This window comes from Actinomyces sp. W5033 (assembly GCF_051303165.1).
In genome coordinates this window covers 284,138-304,771 of the sequence record NZ_JBPPGD010000001.1, presented here as the reverse complement: position 1 = coordinate 304,771, position 20,634 = coordinate 284,138, and the positions used below count along the sequence as shown (strand labels likewise).

Here is a 20,634-nt window from a genome sequence, read left to right as displayed (position 1 = left end):
CGGCCGGCACGCCATGCGCCCGGGTGCCAGGATCGCCTTCGACGTGGGCACGGCCCGCGTCGGCGTGGCCCGCTGCGACGCCGACGCGATCCTTGCCGTCCCGCTGAGGACCCTGCACCGGGACCGCTACGGCGCCGACCTCGACGAAGCCGCCGACCTCGTCGAGGAGCACGGCGCCGTCGAGGCCGTCGTCGGCCTGCCCCGGCACATGGCGGGAGGCTCCTCCTCGTCCACCCGGGACGCGCGGCGCTGGGCCCGCCAGCTCGCCTCGCTCATCGCCCCGGTGCCCGTCAGGCTCGTGGACGAGCGGCTCACCACCGTCACCGCGCAGCAGGCGCTGCACGCCTCAGGCCGGCGTGCGAAGGACTTCCGCGCCGTCGTGGACCAGGCAGCCGCCGTCGTCATCCTCGAGCACGCGCTCGAGACCGAGCGCCGCACCGGCAGCCCCGCAGGCGAGCTGGTCATGGCGCTCAGGGAAGGACGAGCGTGAGCCGGCACGCCCGTCGCGCCGAGGCCGCCAGCACCTCGGCCCCCACGTCCCCCTCTGGCACCCGGCGCGCCCGCGCACCTCGGCGCCCGCGCCGCACCGTGCTCGCCATCATCCTCGCCGTCGTGCTCGTCGCCGGCCTGGGCCTGATCGCCGTCACGGCTGTGCGCAGCGCGTCCCAGGCCCCCTCGGCGCGGCCCTCTGTCTCCGACTACAGCGGCGCCGGGCACGGCAGCGTCGTCGTCACCATCCCGGAGGGCGCCTCGAGCGCCGAGATCGCCCGGCTCCTCGTCCAGGCCGGCGTCGTGGCCACCGAGGACGCCTTCGCCGACGCCTACGCGGCCAGCACCACCGGGATCCAGGCCGGCACCTACACGCTGCGGCTGGGCATGTCCGCCGCCAACGCCGTCGCCGCCCTGCTCGACCCGGCCTCCCGTGCTGACCGCACCCTCACCGTCCCCGAGGGCTGCACGCGCGAGCAGGTCAAGGAGCGCCTGATGAGCGTGGGCGGTTTCAGCGAGCAGGAGGTGGAGACCGCCTTCAGCGACGCCGCGGCCATCGGCCTGCCCGAGGTCGCCGGCGGCCAGGTCGAGGGCTGGCTCGCGCCCTCCACCTACGACGTCGCCGAGGACGCCACCGCCACCGACGTCGTCGCCTCGATGGTCTCACTCACCCTCAGCCGTCTCACCCGCCTGGGCGTGGCTCCGGCCGACTACGAGCAGGTCCTCACCAAGGCGTCGGTCGTCGAGCACGAGGTCGCCTCGAGCACCTACTACGGCCAGGTCGCCCGCGTCATCGAGAACCGTCTGGCAAGCACCGGGACGGACACCGCGGGCCGCCTCCAGATGGACTCCACTGTCCTGTACGGCCTGGGCCGCACCGGTGGCGTGCCCACGAGCGAGGAGGTGCGGGACCGAGGCAACCCGTACAACACCTACGTGCACGCGGGACTGCCCCCGACGCCCATCGGCAGCCCGGGCGAGCTGGCCATCGCCGCCGTCGTCTCCCCGCCCCAGGGGGCGTGGCTGTACTTCGTCACCATCAACCTCGAGACCGGTGAGACGCTCTTCGCCTCCACCCAGGACGAGCAGCAGGCCAACACCGAGCGGCTGACCGCCTACTGCCGCGAGCACGAGGACATGTGCTCCACGGGGGGCGGCTCATGATCTCGCGCGGGCGTGCCGCCGTCATCGGCGACCCCGTCGCCCACTCGCTGTCCCCGGTCCTGCACCGTGCGGCCTACAGCGCGCTGGGTCTGGAGGGCTGGGAGTACGAGCGGCGCCACACGCGCCCCGACCAGCTGCGGCCCCTGCTGGCCGAGCTCGCCGCGCCGGCAGGACCCGGCCCCGTGTGGGCGGGCCTGAGCGTCACCATGCCCCACAAGCAGACCCTGCTCAGCTGCCTCGACGTCCTGGACCCACTGGCCCAGAGCGTTGGTGCCGCCAACACCGTCGTCGCCCAGCGCGCCGGACGTGGCCCCGCCCTGCTGGCGGGCTTCAACACCGACGTCGCCGGGATCGTCGGCGCCCTGCGCGAGGCCGCGGGGGACCGGCTGGCGCCGTCCTCGCGGCCCGCCGAGGCCACCGCCCTCGTCCTGGGCTCGGGCGCCACAGCCTGCTCGGCGCTGGCGGCGCTCACCGAGCTCGGGGCCGGGCGCATCGTCGTCGCCGCACGCCGCCACGCCGGGCCGGGCCGGGCCCTGGCCGCCGCCCACCGCATGGGACTCGAGATCGAGACCGTCACCTGGAGCCCCGGGGACCCCCGCTCCGACGCCGCCGTGGCCCAGGCCCTGGCTGAGGCCACCATCGCGGTCTCCACGCTGCCCGCGCACGCCCCCGACGTCCTGGCCCCCCTCATCGAGCGGGTTCGCCCGGGCGCGGCCCTGCTCGATGTCACCTACGACCCCTGGCCGACGGCGCTGGCCGCCGCCTGGCAGCGGGCCGGCGGGCTCGCCGTCCCCGGCTGGCTCATGCTCCTGCACCAGGCCGTGCCGCAGGTTCGCCTCATGACCGGCATGACGCCGGACACCGGCGCCATGCGCACGGCCCTGGTCGGGGCCCTGCCCCGGCACCGCCGCCCCGGCTGACGGCCGTGTGGGATGATCGGCTGCATGCTTCGATGGATGACCGCCGGTGAGTCGCACGGCGAGGCCCTGACCGCCCTCATCGAGGGCGTGCCCGCAGGCGTGGAGATCACGAGCGAGACGGTCCGATCGGCCCTCGCCCGGCGCCGCCTCGGCCACGGACGTGGAGCACGCCAGGCCTTTGAGCGTGACGAGCTGAGCATCGTGGGCGGCGTGCGCCACGGGCGCACCATCGGCAGCCCGATCGCCATGAGGATCGGCAACTCCGAGTGGCCCAAGTGGTCCACGGTCATGAGCGCAGACCCTGTTGACCCGGCCGAGATGCTCATCGACGCCGGTACCGGCGACGAGCGGGAGATCGCCCGCAACCGGCCGCTCACCCGCCCCCGGCCGGGGCACGCGGACCTGCCCGGGGTGCTCAAGTACGACCTCGCGGACGCGCGTCCCGTGCTCGAGCGCGCCTCGGCGCGCGAGACGGCCGCCAGGGTCGCCCTCGGTGCGGTGGCCGAGGCCCTGCTCGAGCAGGTCGCCGGCGTACGCCTGGTCAGCCACGTCCTGCGTGTGGGCGGTGTCAGCCTGCCCGACGACGCCTCCAGGCCCGGGCCGCAGGACGAGCAGCGTCTGAGCGCCGACCCGGTGCGCTGCACGGACCCGGTGGTCAGCGCCGCGATGGTGGCGCAGATCGACGCCGCCCACAAGGCGGGCGACACCCTGGGCGGGGTCGTTGAGGTCATCGCCACCGGCGTGCCCATCGGGCTGGGCACGCACGTGGACGCCTCACGCCGCCTCGACGCCCGCCTGGCGGCAGCCGTCATGGGCATCCAGGCCGTCAAGGGCGTCGAGATCGGTGACGGCTTCGCCTCGGCGGTGCGCCGGGGCTCCCAGGCCCACGACGAGATCCTCTTCGTTGGCGACGGGAGGGTCGAGCGCGCCACCAACCACGCCGGCGGCATCGAGGGCGGTACCTCCAACGGCTCGGACGTCGTCGTGCGTGCTGCCCTCAAGCCGATCTCGACGGTGCCGCGCGCCCTGCGCACGATCGACCTCGCCACGGGCCAGGAGGCCACCGGCCTGCACCAGCGCTCCGACACGACCGCCGTCGTGCCCGGGGCGGTGATCGCGCAGGCGATGGTGGCGCTCGTGCTCGCCGACGCCCTGCTGGACAAGACCGGGGGGGACAGTGTCGAGGAGTGCCGCCGCAACCTGGACGCCTACCTCGCCCGCGTGGCTGAGCGGACCCGCTGGTGAGGAGAGCATGAGCATGAGCACCACGAGCCTCACCCCCGCGGACCGCTCCCGCCTGCCGGTGGTTCTCGTCGGCCTGCCCGGCGCGGGCAAGACCACGGTCGCCCGGCTGCTCGCCCGCGCCCTGCGGGGCGCCTCGGTGGACCTGGACGCCGAGGTCCGGCGCCGCTCGCGCATGAGCGTGCCCGAGATCTTCGAGGCCGAGGGGGAGGAGGGCTTCCGCGACCGGGAGACGGCCGCCCTGCGCTCCCTGCTGGACGGGGCGGCCACCACCACCGGTGTCATCGCCCTGGGCGGTGGGGCCGTGCTGCGCCCCGCCAACCGCGAGATGCTCGCCGGGTGCACGGTGGTCCACCTGTCCGTCACCGCCGCCACCGCTGCCGCACGGGTCGGCGACGGCAGTGGCCGCCCCCTCATGGCCGGGCCGCAGGACGGCGGCGCCCGCACCGGGGCGGACGGCGTGCGCAGGCGCATGGAGCAGCTGGCCGCTGAGCGCACCGCCCTGTACGAGCAGGTCGCCACCCTCACCGTCGTCGCCGACGGCCTCACCCCTGAGGCCGTGGCCGAGGAGGTCCTGCGGCACCTGGGCCACCCGGCCCCCGCAGCGGACCGCTCCGCGACCGTGGCCGGGCCCGAGAACCGTGCCACCGTGTGCGTGGGCGGTCCCCATCCCTACGACGTCGTCATCGGCCAGGACCTGAGCCGCTGCGTCACACAGGCCGTGGCCGCCGCACCCGGCCACGGCGCCGGAGGGGTGGCGGTCGTCCACGCCGACGTCCTTGACGAGCGCGCCCGCGACCTCGAGGCGGCCCTGGCCGCCGACGGCCAACGGGTCACCCGCCTCGCGGTGCCCGGGGGCGAGGCCGCCAAGCGCACCGCCGTGCTGGACCGGCTGTGGCAGGCCCTGGGCTCCTTCCGCATGGGGCGTGACGGCTGCGTCGTCGCCCTGGGAGGCGGCGCCACGACGGACCTCGCGGGTTTCGCTGCGGCGACCTGGCTCCGGGGTGTGAGCGTTGTCCAGGTCCCCACCACGCTGCTGGCGATGGTGGACGCCGCCGTCGGCGGCAAGACGGGCATCGACACCGACGCCGGCAAGAACCTCGTGGGCGCCTTCCACCCGCCTGCCGCCGTCGTGTGCGACCTGGACTCACTGGGCACCCTGGGCGCCGAGGAGCTGCGCGCCGGGCTCGGCGAGGTCGTCAAGTGCGGTCTCATCGCCGACCCGGCCATCCTCGACCTCGTGCTCGGCTCGCGGCCTGCCGACCTGCTGAGCCTGGACGGCCCGGTGCTGGCCGAGCTCGTCACGCGCTCGGTCGCTGTCAAGGCGGGGGTCGTCGGCGAGGACCTCACCGAGTCCGGGCTGCGGGAGATCCTCAACTACGGGCACACCTACGCCCACGCCGTCGAGACGGTCACCGGCTACGCCTGGCGCCACGGTGAGGCGGTGGCAGTCGGCTGCGTCTTCGCCGCTGAGGTCGCGCACCGCAGCGGCCGCATCGACGCCGACCTGCTCAGCACCCACCGCCGGGTCCTGGCGGCGGCCGGCCTGCCGACGTCCTTCCCCGAGGGGGCCGGCCGCTACGAGGAGCTGGCGCAGGTGATGCTCTCGGACAAGAAGGTCCGCTCCGGGCGCATCCGCATGGTCCTGCTCGACGGCCTCGCCCGGCCCGTGTGGGGGGTCGAGCCGGACGAGGCGGTCCTGCGCGCCGCGCACGCGGCCGTCACGGGCGAGGGGCGGACCCAGCCGTGAGCGTGCCCGTCCCCGCACCGGCCGCGGCCCCCGCAGTCTCCGGGGCTGCGGACCCCGGTAGCGAGCGTGCCGCTGCGGCGTCCGTCGGCCCGCAGGACGCCGTCGTGCTCCTCGGCGCCCCGGGTGCCGGGTGCAGCAGCGTCGCGCAGGCCCTCGGCCGGTCCCTGGGCCTGGTGGTGCGCGACCTCGGGGCCCAGGTCGCCGGCCGCCTGGGCGTCCGGCAGGAGCTGGCGCTCGTCGCGGTGGGGGAGCAGCGCTACCGGCAGGCTGAGGCTGAGGCCGCGTGCGCGCTGCTCGCTGACCCCGTCGGCGCCGTCACGGCCCTGGGCTCGGGCTGCCTGGCCGACGCCGGGGTCCGCGCCGCCCTGGAGCGCGCCCGTGCGGGCGGTGCCCGCACGGTGCTGCTGACCGCCACGACCCGGCGCCTGGCCACCCGCAACGGGCTGGACGCCCCGCGCTCGGTGGCGCTGGGCAACGTCCACCACGCCTTCACCCAGATGCTCCACGCCCGCCAGGACCTGTGCCGCCAGGCCGCGGGCGCCGGGGCCGTCGTCGTGGACACGAGCGCGACCACCCCCGCACAGGCGGCTGGCGAGGCGGCCGTGCTGCTGGGGTGGTGACCGGCCTCGCACGCCTCGCCCCGGGGTCCCGGCAGAAGCGGACGGTAGTCTTGCGGCGACAAGACTTCTCCCCGACAGTGAGGAACACCCGTGGCAACGACGAACGACCTGAAGAACGGCCTCGTGCTCAACATCGAGGGCCAGCTCTGGCAGGTGGTCGAGTTCCAGCACGTCAAGCCGGGCAAGGGCCCCGCCTTCGTGCGCACCAAGCTCAAGAACGTCCTGTCCGGCAAGACCGTTGACCGCACCTTCAACGCCGGCCTCAAGGTTGACACCGCCACCGTTGACCGCCGTGACATGCAGTTCTCCTACAAGGACGGTGAGGACTTCGTCTTCATGGACGTCAAGGACTTCGAGCAGGTCCCGGTCTCCGCCGAGACCGTCGGCGACGCCGCCACCTACATGCTCGAGGGCCAGGACGTCATCGTCGCCTTCCACGAGGACTCCGTGCTCTTCGTCGAGCTGCCCGCCTCCGTCGTGCTGACCGTCTCCCACACGGAGCCGGGCCTGCAGGGCGACCGCTCCTCCGCGGGCACCAAGCCCGCCACCCTGGAGACGGGCGCGGAGATCCAGGTCCCCCTCTTCCTCAACGAGGGCGACCGCGTCAAGGTGGACACCCGCACCGGCGAGTACATCTCCCGCGTCACCGACTGACCCGATGACCGGCACCAGCCTCCACGACGAGGCGCCCGCGGGCCACGCCGCCTTGGACGGCGGGGCCACGGGCTCCTCACGCCACGTCAAGCACCTCGTCACCGCACGCACCAAGGCCCGCCGCCGCGCCGTCGAGATCCTCTTCGAGGCGGACCAGCGCGGCATGCTGGGCGGCAGGCCCCAGCACCAGGTGGACGAGCCCCGTCACGGCGACGCCCACGGCGAGGACACCGAGCCCCAGCACACCGTCGCCGAGGCCGCGCAGACCCTGCGCGACTTCGCCGCCCGGCGCGCCGTCGACTCCGCCAACCACACCGAGGCGCCCGCCTACACGCGCGAGATCCTCAGCGGCGTCGCGGACCACCTGGCCGACGTCGATGACACCATCGAGACCTACGCCCAGGACTGGACGCTGGCCCGAATGCCCGCCGTGGACCGCGCCATCGCCCGCGTCGCCACGTGGGAGATCATCTACAACGACGACGTCGACGCCCCCGTGGCGGTCGATGAGGCCATGACGCTGGCGAGGATGCTCTCCACGGACGACTCGCCCCGCTACCTCGGCGGCGTGCTCGGGCGCATCGGGGACCTCGCCGACACGCTGCGCTGACAGCGGGGCGCGGCCCCGTCGCGTCCCGAGGCCGTGGGCGGCCGCGCACCAGGGCCGCCCACGGCCTGCCAGACCCGTCGGCTCCTGCCGCTAGGGTGTGGTGGCGTGAGCAGAACCCCCGTCCTCGCCGTCACCGGCGCCACCGGCCGCGTCGGCGGAGGCGTCGCCGCCCTCCTGCACGACGTCGGCCTGGCCCCCCGCCTCATCGTGCGTGACGCCAGCCGGGCACCGGCCTGGGCCCGCGACGTCGCCGTCACCACCTACGGCGACCGTGAGGCCGCCCCCGTCGCCCTGCGAGGCGTGGACGTCCTGCTCATGGTCTGCGCCTCCGAGGCGGCCGACCGCCTCGAGCAGCACCGGGCCCTCATCGACTCCGCGGCCGAGGCGGGAGTGCGCCACGTCGTCTACACCAGCTTCCTGGGCGCGGGGGAGGACTCGGTCTTCACCTTCGGCCGCACCCACGGCGCCACCGAGGCCCACCTGGCCTCCTCGGGCATGACGACCACGTTCCTGCGCGACTCCTTCTACCTCGACTTCCTGCCCGAGCTCGCCGTCAACGGCGTCATCGCCGGGCCCGCCGGCCCCACGGGAGGACGCGTCGGCGCCGTCGCCCGGGCCGACGTCGTGCGCTCGGCCGCCGCCGTGCTCGCCGAGCTCGCCGCGGGCTCCGCCGCCCACGACGGCGCCGTCTACACGATGACCGGCCCCCAGGCCCTGAGCCTGATCGACGTCGCCCGCACCCTCACCGAGCTGGGCACCCCCACGACCTACCGCGAGGAGGATCTTGAGCAGGCCTACGCCTCGCGTGCCGGCTACGGCGCCCCAGCCTGGCAGGTAGACGGCTGGGTGAGCACCTACACCGCCATCGCCTCCGGCCAGCTCGCCGCCGTCACCGACGACGTGCGCCGCCTCACCGGCCGCGAGCCCCTGAGCCTGGTCGAGGTCCTCACGGGCGAGCGCCCCTGACTGATATCTCACGCGGCGCCCCACCTGCCCGCCGGGCGGGCGCGCACCGTGCAGGGATACGATGCGGCCGTCAGACATCCTTGAACTCCGTCCAGCGAGGCGGGGAAGGAGGTCCACGCACCGTGGCCCACGCGCAGCCCACCGGCAAGCAGATCCTCGGCGAGGCCGAGATCGCACGCTCCCTCGTGCGGATCGCACACGAGATCGTTGAACGCAACCGAGGTGTCGAGGACATCCTCCTGCTCGGCATCCCCTCCGCCGGCGTCCCCCTCGCCCAGCGCCTGGCCAAGGCCCTCGCCTTCGCCACCGGCGGGCGCGAGGTGCCCGTCGGCACCCTCGACATCACGATGTACCGCGACGACCTGGGCCGCCACGCCATCCGCGTGCCGCAGGCCACCGTCATCCCCGGCGACGTCCTGGAGGGCCGCACCGTCGTGCTCGTCGACGACGTCCTGTACTCCGGGCGCACCGTCCGCGCCGCCCTCGACGCCCTGGGCTCCATCGGACGCGCCGACGCCGTCCAGCTCGCCGTCCTGGTGGACCGCGGCCACCGCCAGCTGCCGATCCGCGCGGACTACGTGGGCAAGAACCTTCCGACCTCCCGCAAGGAGAAGGTCGTCGTCTGCCTCACCGAGCTCGGCGCCGCAGCCGACTCGGTCGCCATCCACCCGTCGCCCGAGCCCACCACGGAGGCCGCCCGATGAAGCACCTGCTGTCCGCCAAGGACCTCGGCCACGACGAGGCCGTCATGGTCCTCGACACCGCCGAGGCCATGGCCGCCACCCAGCGCCACGCCGTCAAGAAGCTGCCCACCCTGCGCGGCAAGACGGTCGTCAACCTCTTCTTCGAGGACTCCACCCGCACCCGCCTGTCCTTCGAGGCCGCCGCCAAGAGGCTCAGCGCCGACGTCATCAACTTCTCCGCCAAGGGCTCCTCGGTGTCCAAGGGGGAGTCCCTCAAGGACACGGCCCAGACGATCATGGCCATGGGTGCCGACGCCGTCGTCGTGCGCCACTCGGCCGACGGTGCCGCCCACCTGCTGGCCCACGCCGGCTGGATCAACGTGCCGGTGCTCAACGCCGGGGACGGCAAGCACCAGCACCCCACCCAGGCCCTGCTCGACGCCATGACCCTGCGCCGGTGGTACGACCCCTCCACCGGGGCCGCCGACGGCTCGCCCGCCCCGCGCGGGCGAGACCTCGCCGGCGCCAGGGTCGTCATCGTCGGTGACATCCTGCACTCGCGGGTGGCGCGCTCCAACGTGGACCTGCTCACCACCCTGGGCGCCGAGGTCACGCTCGTGGCCCCGCCCACCCTCCTGCCGGTGGGGATGGAGGGCTGGCCCTGCTCGGTCTCCTACGACCTGGACGAGACCATCGCCGAGGTCGGCCCCGACGCCGTCATGATGCTGCGCGTCCAGCGCGAGCGCATGAGCGCGGCCGGTGGCGGCTACTTCCCCAGCCCCGCCGAGTACTCACGCGCCTACGGCCTTGACACCGCCCGCCGTGAGGCCATGCCCGCCCACGCCATCGTCATGCACCCCGGTCCGATGAACCGCGGCCTGGAGATCACCGCCGAGGCCGCCGACGACCCCCGCTCGCGCATCATCGAGCAGGTCGGCAACGGCGTCTCGGTGCGCATGGCCGCCCTCTACCTCCTCCTGGCCGACGAAGGGACCCAGCTGTGACCGCCCACCTCCTCATCGGTGCCCGCCCCTACGGCGAGGACGCATCCGACATCCTCGTCATCGACGGCCGTATCGCCGCCATCGGCCCCGAGGCCGCCGCGCAGGCACCCGCCGACGCCGTGCGCCACGAGCTCGACGGCCTCATCGCCCTGCCCGGGCTCGTGGACCCCCACACCCACCTGCGCGAGCCCGGCGGCGAGTCCGCCGAGACGGTCTTCACGGGCACCCGTGCTGCCGCCGTGGGCGGCTACACCGCCGTCTTCGCCATGGCCAACACGACCCCGGTCCAGGACAACGCCGGAGTCGTCGAGCAGGTCCTGCGCCTGGGCCAGGACGCCGGCTGGGTGGACGTCCACCCCGTGGGCGCCGTCTCCAAGGGCCTCAAGGGCGAGCAGCTGAGCGAGATGGGCGCCATGGCCGCCTCCGCCGCCCGGGTGCGCGTCTTCTCCGACGACGGCAAGTGCGTCCACGACCCCGTCCTCATGCGTCGCGCCCTGGAGTACGTCAAGTCCTTCGACGGCGTCATCGCCCAGCACTCCCAGGACCCGCGCCTGACCGAGGGCTCGCAGATGCACGAGGGCGTCGTCTCCGCCGAGCTCGGCCTGCGGGGATGGCCCTCCGTCGCCGAGGAGGCAGTCATCGCCCGTGACGTCCTGCTCGCTGAGCACGTCGGCTCGCGCCTGCACGTGTGCCACCTGTCAACGGCCGGCAGCGTCGAGATCATCCGCTGGGCCAAGGCCCGCGGGATCGACGTCACCGCCGAGGCCACCCCTCACCACCTGATGCTCACCGACGAGATGGCGCGCAGCTACTCGCCGCTGTACAAGGTCAACCCGCCCCTGCGCACCGCCGAGGACGTCGAGGCCGTGCGCGAGGCCCTGGCGGACGGCACCATCGACGTCGTCGGCACCGACCACGCCCCTCACCCGCTGGAGGACAAGGACTGCGAGTGGCAGGCCGGAGCCTTCGGCATGACCGGCCTGGAGACCGCCCTGCCGATCCTCATCGAGACGATGGTGAGCACGGGCCGCATGACCTGGCGCGACATCGCCCGGGTCATGTCCACTACCCCCGCCCGCATCGGCCGCGTGCAGGACCAGGGCCAGGGCCTCAAGGTCGCAGCCCCCGCCAACATCACGGTCGTGGACCCCACGGTGCGGCGCACCGTTGACGGCGCCTCGCAGTGGACGCACTCGACCAACACGCCCTACGCCGGCATGGAGCTGCCTGGCCAGGTCGTCGCCACCTTCCTGCACGGGCGGCCCACGGTCCTGGGCGGCGTGCCCGTCGCCCGCGACGGTGAGGCGCAGGCATGAGCCCGGCCGCCTCACCCACACGCGCCCCCGCCCTGCTCGTCCTCGAGGACGGCTTCGCCCTCGTCGGCCGCTCCTACGGCGCCACCGGGCGCACCGTCGCCGAGATCGTCTTCAACACGGCGATGACCGGCTACCAGGAGACCCTCACGGACCCCTCCTACCACCGTCAGATCGTCGTCATGACCGCCCCGCACATCGGCAACACCGGGGTCAACGACGAGGACCCCGAGTCCGGGCGCATCTGGGTCGCCGGCTACGTCGTGCGCGACCCCGCCCGGCGGGCCTCCTCCTGGCGTGCCCGGCGCGAGCTGGAGGACGAGCTCGTCAGTGCCGGCGTCGTCGGCATCTGCGACGTTGACACCCGCGCCCTGACCCGCCACCTGCGCGAGCGCGGAGCCATGCGCGCCGGCATCTTCTCCGGCGATGCCCTGCCCGCCGGGGTCGGCACCGACCTGCGCGGCGCCCCCTCCCAGGCGGCCCTGGACATCTGCCTCGACGCGGTGCGCTGCGAGCCCGTCATGGAGGGCCAGGCCCTCGCGGCCGAGGTCACCACCGAGGACGGCTACGTCGTCGAGCCCTCCGGTGCCTGGCAGGGGCGCGAGCCCGTGGCCGTCGTTGCCGCCGTTGACCTCGGGATCAAGGCCCGCACCCCCTACCAGCTCGCCCAGCGCGGGGTGCGTGTGCACGTGCTGCCCCAGTCCACGACCCTCGGCGAGCTGCTGGCCCTGAGGCCCGACGGCGTCTTCTTCTCCAACGGCCCGGGTGACCCTGCGACGGCAGACGCCGAGGTCGCGCTCCTGCGCGGGGTGCTCGACGCCGGCCTGCCCTTCTTCGGCATCTGCCTGGGCAACCAGATCTTCGGCCGGGCCCTGGGCTACGGCACCTACAAGCTCGGCTACGGCCACCGTGGCGTCAACCAGCCCGTGCTGGACCGTGCCACCGGCCGCGTCGAGATCACCGCGCACAACCACGGCTTCGCGGTTGACGCCCCCGTCGGCGCGCCCAGCACCGCCCCCTACGACTCCGGCCGCTACGGGCGCGTCGAGGTCAGCCACGTGGGCCTCAACGACGGTGTCGTCGAGGGGCTGCGCGCCCTGGACATCCCCGCCTTCTCCGTCCAGTACCACCCGGAGGCCGCGGCGGGACCGCACGACGGCGAGCACCTGTTCGACCGCTTCGTGCGCCTCATGACCGCCCACCGTGCCGCCACGGGCCACGGCGAGGCCACGACCGCCGAGGAGAACGACTGATGCCCCGCCGTACCGACATCCGCTCCGTCCTCGTCATCGGCTCGGGGCCCATCGTCATCGGGCAGGCCTGCGAGTTCGACTACTCCGGCACCCAGGCCTGCCGTGTCCTGCGCTTGGAGGGCATCCGCGTCATCCTCGTCAACTCCAACCCAGCGACGATCATGACGGACCCGGACGTGGCCGACGCCACCTACGTCGAGCCGCTGACCCTGGAGGTGCTGACCTCCATCATCGACAAGGAGCGCCCTGACGCGCTCCTGCCGACCCTGGGCGGCCAGACGGCCCTCAACGCCGCCATGAGCCTGGTCGAGGCCGGCGTGCTCGAGCGTTACGACGTCGAGCTCATCGGCGCCAACGCCGAGGCCATCAACGCCGGTGAGGACCGCGACGAGTTCAAGAGGGTCGTCGAGCGCTGCGGCGCCGAGGTCGCCCGCTCCGTCATCGCCCACACGATGGACGAGTGCCACCGGGGTGTCGAGGCCCTGGGCGGCTACCCCGTGGTCGTGCGCCCCTCCTTCACCATGGGTGGGCTGGGCTCGGGCATCGCCTACGACGCCGCCGACCTCGAGCGCATCGCCGGCCAGGGCCTGGCGGCCTCGCGCACCACCGAGGTGCTCCTGGAGGAGTCGATCCTCGGCTGGAAGGAGTACGAGCTCGAGCTCATGCGCGACAAGGCGGACAACTGCGTCGTCGTGTGCTCCATCGAGAACCTCGACCCGGTGGGCATCCACACGGGCGACTCCATCACCGTGGCCCCTGCCCTGACCCTCACCGACCGCGAGCTGCAGCGCCTGCGCGACATCGGCATCGCCGTCATCCGCGAGGTCGGGGTGGACACCGGCGGCTGCAACATCCAGTTCGCCGTGGACCCCGCCACCGGGCGCGTCGTCGTCATCGAGATGAACCCGCGCGTCTCGCGCTCCTCGGCCCTGGCCTCCAAGGCCACTGGCTTCCCCATCGCGAAGATCGCCGCCCGGCTGGCCGTGGGGTACACGCTCGACGAGGTCCCCAACGACATCACGGGCTCGACCCCCGCCTCCTTCGAGCCGGCTCTCGACTACGTCGTCGTCAAGGTCCCGCGCTTCGCCTTCGAGAAGTTCCGTGGCGCGGACCCCACGCTCACCACGACGATGAAGTCCGTCGGTGAGGCCATGGCCATCGGACGGTCCTTCACCGAGGCCCTTCAGAAGGCCATGCGGTCCATCGACAAGAAGGGCACCGCCTTCCACTGGGACGGCCCGGCTCCCGCGCCCGAGGCCCTACCCGCACTGCTGGAGTCCCTGCGCACACCCACCGAGCACCGCCTGCTCGACCTGCAGCAGGCCGTGCGCGCCGGGGCGGGCGTGGACGAGCTGTACGAGGCGACCCGCATCGACCCGTGGTTCCTCGACCAGATGCTGCTCCTGCAGGAGACGGCCGACATGGTCCGCCAGGCCCCGGCCCTGACCCCCACGGTCCTGGCGGAGGCCAAGCGCCACGGCTTCTCCGACCTCCAGCTCGCCGGGATCAGGGGCCTGAGTGAGGACACCGTCCGCGAGGTGCGCCACGCCTACGGCCTGCGGCCCGTCTACAAGACGGTGGACACCTGCGCCGCTGAGTTCGCCGCCCGCACCCCCTACCTGTACTCGAGCTACGACACCGAGAGCGAGGTGGCGCCGCGCGAGCGCGAGGCCGTCATCATCCTGGGCTCGGGTCCCAACCGCATCGGCCAGGGCATCGAGTTCGACTACTCCTGCGTGCACGCGACCATGGCGCTGGCCGAGCGCTACGAGACCGTCATGGTCAACTGCAACCCGGAGACGGTCTCCACCGACTACGACGTCTCCGACAGGCTGTACTTCGAGCCGCTGACCTTCGAGGACGTCATGGAGGTCTACGAGGCCGAGCTCGCCGCCGGTCCCGTGGCCGGTGTCATCGTCCAGCTCGGCGGCCAGACCCCGCTGTCGCTGGCGGCCCGCCTCAAGGCGGCGGGCGTGAGCATCATCGGCACGAGCCCTGAGGCCATCGACGCCGCTGAGGACCGCCAGGCCTTCGGAGCCGTCCTGGCCAGGGCAGGGTTGCCCGCCCCCGCCCACGGGACGGCGCTGACGGACGAGCAGTCCCTCGAGGTGGCCGCGACGATCGGCTTCCCCGTGCTCGTGCGCCCCAGCTATGTGCTGGGTGGGCGTGGCATGGAGATCGTCTACGAGCGCTCCGGCCTGGAGGACTACCTCGTGCGCGCCAGCCAGGAGCCCGGGGGCGCCTACGCCAACGGGCCGCTGCTCATCGACCGCTTCCTCGACGACGCCATCGAGATCGACGTCGATGCCCTCTACGACGGCACCGAGCTCTTCCTCGGGGGCGTCATGGAGCACATCGAGGAGGCCGGCATCCACTCGGGCGACTCCGCCTGCGTCCTGCCCCCCATGACGCTGTCGGACACGGAGATCGCCCGCATCCGCCGTTCCACACAGGCCATCGCCGAGGGCGTGGGTGTGCGCGGGCTCATCAACATCCAGTTCGCCCTCATGAGCGACACGCTCTACGTCATCGAGGCCAACCCGCGTGCCTCACGCACGGTGCCCTTCGTCTCGAAGGCCACCGGCGTGCAGCTGGCCAAGGCGGCGGCGCTGCTCATGGCGGGCGAGTCCATCGCCTCCCTCAGGCGCAGCGGCCACCTGCCCCTGCACGACACCTCCCACACCGACCCGCTGGACCCCATCGCGGTCAAGGAGGCGGTCCTGCCCTTCAGGCGCTTCCGCACCCCCGACGGCAGGGCGGTGGACACGGTCCTCGGTCCCGAGATGCGCTCGACCGGTGAGGTCATGGGCTACGACATCGACTTCCCGACGGCCTTCGCCAAGTCGCAGGCCGGCGCCTACGGCGGTCTGCCCACCGAGGGCACGGTCTTCGTCTCGGTGGCGGACCGCGACAAGCGGGCCGTCGTCCTGCCGGTCGCCCGCCTGGCCGAGCTGGGCTTCACGGTGCTGGCCACGACGGGCACCGCCCAGGTGCTGCGCCGCAACGGCATCCCCGCCACCGCGGTGCGCAAGGTCAGCGAGGGCCTGGGCGAGCACGGCGAGCAGACGATCGTCGAGCTCATCGAGTCCGGCATGGTGGACATGGTCGTCAACACGCCCAAGGGGCAGGGCGCCCGCGCCGACGGCTACTCGATCCGTGCGGCCACGACGAGTGCCGACCGTCCCATCATCACGACGGTGCAGCAGCTGCAGGCGACCGTCCAGGCGCTGGAGGCCAGGCTGCGTGGCCCCTTCAGGATCCGCTCCCTGCAGGAGCACGACGCCGCGCGCGCCGCACGACGAGAGCAGGTGGGCGCATGAGCACCGCGGCGCACATGCCCGCCGCGGGCGTCGCCGGGCGCGCGCCCTTCGGCACCCGTCTGGCCCGGGCCATGGACGAGCTGGGCCCCCTGTGTGTGGGCATCGACCCTCACAAGGGCCTGCTGGACTCCTGGGGGCTGAGCGACGACGCGACCGGGCTGCGCGAGTTCTCCCTGCGGGTGGTTGACGCTCTCGGTGGCCGGGTCGCCGCAGTCAAGCCGCAGTCAGCCTTCTTCGAGCGCCACGGCTCGGCGGGCGTGGCGGTCCTGGAGGAGACCCTCGCGGCGCTGCGCGAGGCGGGCACGCTCAGCATCCTGGACGTCAAACGGGGTGACATCGGCTCCACGATGGGAGGCTACGCGGACGCCTACCTGTCCGAGGGCTCGCCGCTGGCGGCGGACGCCCTCACCGTCTCGCCCTACCTCGGCTTCGGCTCCCTGGAGCCCGTGCTCGCCCTGGCGCGTGAGACCGGCCGCGGCGTCTTCGTGCTGGGACTGACCTCGAACCCGGAGGGCAGGAGCGTCCAGCACGCGGCGGATGCCTCCGGCCGCTCGGTGGCGGGCGCGGTGGTGGACGGCGTGACGGCCGCCAACGCGCAGGCTTCGAAGGCCGGCACGCTCGGCAGCATCGGCCTCGTTGTCGGCGCGACCGTGGGTGAGGCCGTGCAGGAGCTCGGACTGGACCTGGCGGCCTCGGCCGCCCCGCTGCTGGCCCCCGGGGTCGGTGCGCAGGGTGCAGGCGCGGCCGAGCTCGAGCAGGTCTTTGGCCCCGCACGCAGCCAGGTGCTCGCCTCGACCTCGCGCGGGGTGCTGGGAGCCGGCCCCGAGGCCGCCTCACTGCGCCGGGCCGCCGCGGCCGCGGCCGCCGAGGCGGCACAGGCCCTCAGGGGCTAGACGGGCCGGCAGGCCGCGTGCCCGGCCCGCGGCCCGGGCACGGGGGCCGGCGGCGCGCTGTCTCGCGCCGCCGGCCCGTTTTCTCCGGGTGGTGGCCGGTAGTGGATGATGGGCCCATGAGCGAGCCCACGACGTCCCCGCGCGCCGTTGTCCTGGCCGGCCCGACTGCGGTTGGCAAGGGCACGGTGGTTGCCGAGCTGCGACGGCGCCACCCCGGCCTGTACGTCTCCGTGTCCGCCACGACCCGCCGCCCGCGCCCGGGGGAGGTGGACGGTGTCCACTACCACTTCGTCACCGACGAGGAGTTCGACCGGCTCGTCGCCGAGGACCAGATGCTCGAGTGGGCCCTCGTGCACGGGCGCTGCCGCTACGGGACCCCGCGCGGCCCGGTACAGGCCGAGCTCGGCGCCGGCCGTCCCGTCCTGCTCGAGATCGACCTCGACGGCGCCCGGCAGGTGCGCCGCACCCTGCCCGAGGCGCGGCTCGTCTTCCTGGCCCCGCCCAGCTGGGACGAGCTCGTCAACCGCCTCGTCGGCCGGGGCACCGAGGACGCGGCCGAGCGTGAGCGGCGCCTGCTCACCGCGCGCACGGAGATGGCCGCCGTGGACGAGTTCGACCACGTCGTCGTCAACGACACCGTGGCGCGTGCCACGGATGAGCTCGAGGGCCTGCTCGGCCTGGCGGGCTAGACTGTCCCGGTTACCGCACGGCCTGTCAGGGCCGGTCACGCGCTCAGAAAGCAGGTCACGCACATGCTCGGTACCTCCCCCCAGCCCGAGGGCATCACGAACCCGCCGATCGACGACCTTCTGGAGAAGGTTGACTCCAAGTACGGGCTCGTGGTGGAGGCCGCCAAGCGTGCCCGGCAGATCAACAGCTACACCCAGCAGCTCGAGGACAACCACCTGGAGTTCTTCGGCCCCCTCGTGGAGACCGAGACGGAGGAGAAGCCGCTGGGCATCGCGCTGCGCGAGATCGCCGCGGACAAGCTCGAGGTCATCGCGGGTGACGTCGCCCGCGCCCGCCGCGCCGAGGCCGAGGAGGCCCGCCGGGCCGCTGAGGAGGACACGTTCTCCGACCTCTTCCGGGACAACCCGCTGTCGCTGGGCGAGGAGGGCCCGGCCACCAGCGTGGACGACATCGAGTTCTGACGTCCTGGCCCTGGTGGAGCAGCACATGAGCGCACGCGCCGCGTCCCCGACCGGGAGGCGGCGCGTCGTCGTCGGCGTGTCCGGGTCCATCGCCGCCTACAAGGCGCCCACGGTGGTGCGGCGCCTGCGGGAGGCCGGCTGCGAGGTCAGGGTGGTCGCCACCGAGGCGGCCCTGCGCTTCATCGGCGCCCCGGCCCTGGCCGCGGTGTCCGGGGGGCCGGTGTCCACCGGCGTCTTCGACGACCCCGCCGCGGTCGAGCACGTGGCCGTGGGGGAGTGGGCCGAGCTCGTCCTCGTCGCCCCGGCCTCCGCGGACCTCCTCGCCCGTGTGGCGGCCGGACGAGCGGACGACCTGCTCACCGCCACGGTCCTGACGACCACCGCGCCGGTGATGCTGTGCCCGGCGATGCACACCCAGATGTGGCGCAACCCGGCGACCGTCGAGAACGTCGCCACCCTGCGCCGCCGTGGCCTGGACGTCCTCGAGCCCGCCGACGGCCGCCTGACCGGCGAGGACTCGGGCACCGGGCGCCTGCCCGAGCCTCAGGACATCGTCGCCGCGGCCCTGAGCGCCCTGGCTCACCGGCGCACGCCTGAGGCAGCGGCCCAGGTCCTGGCCGGGCACCACGTCGTCGTCAGCGCGGGTGGCACCCGCGAGCCCCTGGACCCGGTGCGCTACCTCGGCAACCGCTCCTCCGGGCGCCAGGGCGTCGCCGTCGCCCGCGCCGCAGCCGCCCAGGGGGCCCGGGTCACCCTCGTGGCCGCCAACATCAGCGAGGACCTCCTGCGCGGCCTGGGGCCGACGGTGGAGGTCCTCGCGGTGGGCACCGCCCTGGAGCTGCAGGACGCGGTCAGGAGCGCCTGCGTTGACGCCGACGCCGTCGTCATGGCGGCCGCCGTCGCCGACTTCAGGCCCCGCAGCGTGCACAGCGCCAAGATCAAGAAGCACGTGCTGACCCCCGGCCAGGAGGGTGGCGCGCCGCGGCCGGCCCCCATCGAGCTCGTCGAGAACCCCGACGTCCTCGCCGGCCTCGTGAGCCGCCCGCCGCGCACGGACGGGGTGCGCACCCTCGTCGTCGGCTTCGCCGCCGAGACGGGTGACGCCGACGGCGACGTCCTCGCCCACGGCGCCGCCAAGGCACGGCGCAAGGGCGCCGACCTGCTGGCCGTCAACGCGGTCGGCCAGGCGCTGGGCTTCGGCGACGTGCCCAACGCCGTCGTCGTGCTCGACGCCCACGGTGCTGAGGTCGCGCGCGCCCAGGGGACGAAGGACGAGGTCGCCCGGGCGCTGGTTGCGCTGGTGGCCGATCGCCTGGCGGGGACGTGCGCTGACGCACAGTGACCAGGTCCTCCGGGGCCCGGTTCGTGTCCTGTCCCGCCGGTAGGCTGTGCCCGTGAACTCCTCCCTCCGTCTCTTCACCTCTGAGTCCGTCACCGAGGGCCACCCGGACAAGATCTGCGACCGGATCTCCGACTCCGTCCTCGACGCGATCCTCGAGCAGGACCCGGCCGCGCACGTCGCCGTCGAGACCATGATGACCACGGGCCTCGTCCACGTCGCCGGAGAGGTGACGACGAGCGCCTACGTGGAGATCCCCCAGATCGTGCGCGACGAGATCGTCGCCATCGGCTACGACTCCTCCGACGTCTGCTTCGACGGCCGCTCCTGCGGTGTGTCGATCTCCATCGGCCAGCAGTCCCCGGACATCGCCGCCGGCGTGGACAAGGCTCTCGAGGTGCGTGGGGAGGGCGTCGGCCTCGACCCGCTCGACGCCCAGGGCGCCGGGGACCAGGGCCTGATGTTCGGCTACGCCTGCACGGAGACCAGCGAGCTCATGCCGCTGCCCATCCACCTGGCCCACCGCCTCGCCGAGCGGCTGACGGCCGTGCGCAAGCAGGGCGTCGTCGCGGGCCTGCGCCCCGACGGCAAGACCCAGGTCACCATCGGTTACGAGGGGGACCGGCCCGTCAGCCTGACCAATGTCGTGCTGTCCACCCAGCACGACGAGGACCGCAGCCAGGCGTGGCTGCGCGACGCCCTGACCGAGGAGGTCCTCGTCCCCGTGCTCGTCGTCGAGCAGGCCAAGGGCCTCGACCTCAACGTCTCCGGTGCCGAGGTCCTCGTCAACCCCTCAGGCCGGTTCACCATCGGCGGCCCGGCCGGGGACGCGGGCCTGACCGGCCGCAAGATCATCGTCGACACCTACGGGGGCACGGCCCGCCACGGCGGCGGCGCCTTCTCTGGCAAGGACCCCTCGAAGGTGGACCGCTCGGGCGCCTACGCCATGCGCTGGGTCGCCAAGAACGTCGTCGCCGCAGGCCTGGCCGAGCGCTGCGAGATCCAGGTCGCCTACGCCATCGGCTCCGCCTACCCCGTGGGTCTGTACATCGAGACCTTCGGCACCGAGACGGTCGCGGTGGAGCGGATCCAGGCCGCGGTGCAGGAGGTCTTCGACCTGCGCCCGGCCGCCATCATCCGCGACCTCGACCTGCTGCGGCCGGTCTACCGCACGACGAGCGCCTACGGGCACTTCGGCCGCCCCGGCTTCACATGGGAGGACACGAGCCGCGCGCCGCTGCTGCGCGCCGCGGTCTGAGCCGC

The 20,634-nt window shown here is 73.7% G+C and carries 19 protein-coding genes; all 19 read left to right on the top strand.

Translation table 11 applies throughout. The annotated features are described in order from the left end of the window. Positions 1 to 13 precede the first annotated feature (13 nt). The 19 genes from ruvX (at position 14) to metK (ending at position 20,629) form a co-directional block, all read left to right on the top strand. A complete protein-coding gene (ruvX, locus tag ACSJJR_RS01300; protein ID WP_435941769.1) occupies positions 14 to 490 on the top strand; it encodes a Holliday junction resolvase RuvX in 477 nt (158 codons plus the stop codon). Continuing rightward, the gene (mltG, locus tag ACSJJR_RS01295) at positions 487 to 1,653 is read left to right on the top strand and encodes an endolytic transglycosylase MltG (RefSeq protein ID WP_435941695.1); all 1,167 of its coding nucleotides are present in this window, start codon (positions 487 to 489) and stop codon (positions 1,651 to 1,653) included. Before ruvX ends, mltG begins: the two co-directional genes overlap by 4 nt. Further along, the gene (locus tag ACSJJR_RS01290) at positions 1,650 to 2,573 is read left to right on the top strand and encodes a shikimate dehydrogenase (protein WP_435941768.1); all 924 of its coding nucleotides are present in this window, start codon (positions 1,650 to 1,652) and stop codon (positions 2,571 to 2,573) included. Before mltG ends, ACSJJR_RS01290 begins: the two co-directional genes overlap by 4 nt. 24 nt (positions 2,574 to 2,597) lie before the next feature. Beyond that, positions 2,598 to 3,818 carry a chorismate synthase gene (gene aroC, locus ACSJJR_RS01285; RefSeq protein WP_435941694.1) on the top strand — a complete coding sequence of 407 codons (1,221 nt, stop codon included), beginning with the start codon at positions 2,598 to 2,600 and terminating at the stop codon, positions 3,816 to 3,818. A 7-nt stretch (positions 3,819 to 3,825) separates the two neighbouring features. Continuing rightward, on the top strand, positions 3,826 to 5,565 hold the full coding sequence (gene aroB / locus ACSJJR_RS01280; protein WP_435941693.1) for a 3-dehydroquinate synthase: 1,740 nt from the start codon (positions 3,826 to 3,828) through the stop codon (positions 5,563 to 5,565). Further along, a complete protein-coding gene (locus tag ACSJJR_RS01275; RefSeq protein ID WP_435941692.1) occupies positions 5,562 to 6,185 on the top strand; it encodes a shikimate kinase in 624 nt (207 codons plus the stop codon). Before aroB ends, ACSJJR_RS01275 begins: the two co-directional genes overlap by 4 nt. Before the next feature lie 90 nt (positions 6,186 to 6,275). Next, entirely contained in the window at positions 6,276 to 6,839 is a 564-nt protein-coding gene (gene efp, locus ACSJJR_RS01270) for an elongation factor P (protein ID WP_435941691.1), read from the top strand. A gap of 4 nt (positions 6,840 to 6,843) precedes the next feature. Further along, complete coding sequence (gene nusB / locus ACSJJR_RS01265) at positions 6,844 to 7,449, top strand: transcription antitermination factor NusB (protein ID WP_435941690.1); 606 nt, start codon at positions 6,844 to 6,846, stop codon at positions 7,447 to 7,449. 105 nt (positions 7,450 to 7,554) lie between these two features. After that, positions 7,555 to 8,415, top strand: coding sequence for an SDR family oxidoreductase (locus ACSJJR_RS01260; RefSeq protein WP_435941689.1), 861 nt, complete (start codon positions 7,555 to 7,557; stop codon positions 8,413 to 8,415). A gap of 122 nt (positions 8,416 to 8,537) precedes the next feature. After that, positions 8,538 to 9,119 (top strand): bifunctional pyr operon transcriptional regulator/uracil phosphoribosyltransferase PyrR, encoded by a 582-nt coding sequence (gene pyrR, locus ACSJJR_RS01255; protein WP_435941688.1) that lies wholly within the window; start codon positions 8,538 to 8,540, stop codon positions 9,117 to 9,119. Then, entirely contained in the window at positions 9,116 to 10,102 is a 987-nt protein-coding gene (locus ACSJJR_RS01250) for an aspartate carbamoyltransferase catalytic subunit (protein ID WP_435941687.1), read from the top strand. Before pyrR ends, ACSJJR_RS01250 begins: the two co-directional genes overlap by 4 nt. Next, positions 10,099 to 11,418: a dihydroorotase gene (locus ACSJJR_RS01245; RefSeq protein ID WP_435941686.1), complete on the top strand. Its 1,320-nt coding sequence runs from the start codon at positions 10,099 to 10,101 to the stop codon at positions 11,416 to 11,418. Before ACSJJR_RS01250 ends, ACSJJR_RS01245 begins: the two co-directional genes overlap by 4 nt. Continuing rightward, a complete protein-coding gene (gene carA, locus ACSJJR_RS01240; protein ID WP_435941685.1) occupies positions 11,415 to 12,668 on the top strand; it encodes a glutamine-hydrolyzing carbamoyl-phosphate synthase small subunit in 1,254 nt (417 codons plus the stop codon). Before ACSJJR_RS01245 ends, carA begins: the two co-directional genes overlap by 4 nt. Next, the gene (carB, locus tag ACSJJR_RS01235) at positions 12,668 to 15,988 is read left to right on the top strand and encodes a carbamoyl-phosphate synthase large subunit (RefSeq protein WP_435941684.1); all 3,321 of its coding nucleotides are present in this window, start codon (positions 12,668 to 12,670) and stop codon (positions 15,986 to 15,988) included. Before carA ends, carB begins: the two co-directional genes overlap by 1 nt. Beyond that, the gene (pyrF, locus tag ACSJJR_RS01230) at positions 15,985 to 16,881 is read left to right on the top strand and encodes an orotidine-5'-phosphate decarboxylase (RefSeq protein ID WP_435941683.1); all 897 of its coding nucleotides are present in this window, start codon (positions 15,985 to 15,987) and stop codon (positions 16,879 to 16,881) included. The genes carB and pyrF overlap by 4 nt, the downstream gene beginning before the upstream one ends. A gap of 116 nt (positions 16,882 to 16,997) precedes the next feature. Beyond that, on the top strand, positions 16,998 to 17,570 hold the full coding sequence (gene gmk / locus ACSJJR_RS01225; RefSeq protein WP_435941682.1) for a guanylate kinase: 573 nt from the start codon (positions 16,998 to 17,000) through the stop codon (positions 17,568 to 17,570). Between the two features lie 63 nt (positions 17,571 to 17,633). After that, positions 17,634 to 18,032 carry a DNA-directed RNA polymerase subunit omega gene (gene rpoZ / locus ACSJJR_RS01220; protein ID WP_435941681.1) on the top strand — a complete coding sequence of 133 codons (399 nt, stop codon included), beginning with the start codon at positions 17,634 to 17,636 and terminating at the stop codon, positions 18,030 to 18,032. 25 nt (positions 18,033 to 18,057) lie between these two features. Continuing rightward, complete coding sequence (gene coaBC / locus ACSJJR_RS01215; RefSeq protein WP_435941680.1) at positions 18,058 to 19,374, top strand: bifunctional phosphopantothenoylcysteine decarboxylase/phosphopantothenate--cysteine ligase CoaBC; 1,317 nt, start codon at positions 18,058 to 18,060, stop codon at positions 19,372 to 19,374. 52 nt (positions 19,375 to 19,426) lie between these two features. Further along, positions 19,427 to 20,629, top strand: a complete 1,203-nt coding sequence (gene metK / locus ACSJJR_RS01210; RefSeq protein WP_435941679.1) for a methionine adenosyltransferase — start codon at positions 19,427 to 19,429, stop codon at positions 20,627 to 20,629. Positions 20,630 to 20,634: the final 5 nt, after the last annotated feature.

Bases quoted from the DNA above. Each gene is read 5' to 3' on its own strand.
- ruvX (WP_435941769.1), top strand. From the start codon at position 14: ATGCGCCCGGGTGCCAGGATCGCCTTCGACGTGGGCACGGCCCGCGTC.
- ACSJJR_RS01290 (WP_435941768.1), top strand. From the start codon at position 1,650: ATGATCTCGCGCGGGCGTGCCGCCGTCATCGGCGACCCCGTCGCCCAC.
- aroC (WP_435941694.1), top strand. From the start codon at position 2,598: ATGCTTCGATGGATGACCGCCGGTGAGTCGCACGGCGAGGCCCTGACC.
- aroB (WP_435941693.1), top strand. From the start codon at position 3,826: ATGAGCATGAGCACCACGAGCCTCACCCCCGCGGACCGCTCCCGCCTG.
- nusB (WP_435941690.1), top strand. From the start codon at position 6,844: ATGACCGGCACCAGCCTCCACGACGAGGCGCCCGCGGGCCACGCCGCC.
- ACSJJR_RS01250 (WP_435941687.1), top strand. From the start codon at position 9,116: ATGAAGCACCTGCTGTCCGCCAAGGACCTCGGCCACGACGAGGCCGTC.
- carA (WP_435941685.1), top strand. From the start codon at position 11,415: ATGAGCCCGGCCGCCTCACCCACACGCGCCCCCGCCCTGCTCGTCCTC.
- carB (WP_435941684.1), top strand. From the start codon at position 12,668: ATGCCCCGCCGTACCGACATCCGCTCCGTCCTCGTCATCGGCTCGGGG.
- pyrF (WP_435941683.1), top strand. From the start codon at position 15,985: ATGAGCACCGCGGCGCACATGCCCGCCGCGGGCGTCGCCGGGCGCGCG.
- gmk (WP_435941682.1), top strand. From the start codon at position 16,998: ATGAGCGAGCCCACGACGTCCCCGCGCGCCGTTGTCCTGGCCGGCCCG.
- rpoZ (WP_435941681.1), top strand. From the start codon at position 17,634: ATGCTCGGTACCTCCCCCCAGCCCGAGGGCATCACGAACCCGCCGATC.
- coaBC (WP_435941680.1), top strand. From the start codon at position 18,058: ATGAGCGCACGCGCCGCGTCCCCGACCGGGAGGCGGCGCGTCGTCGTC.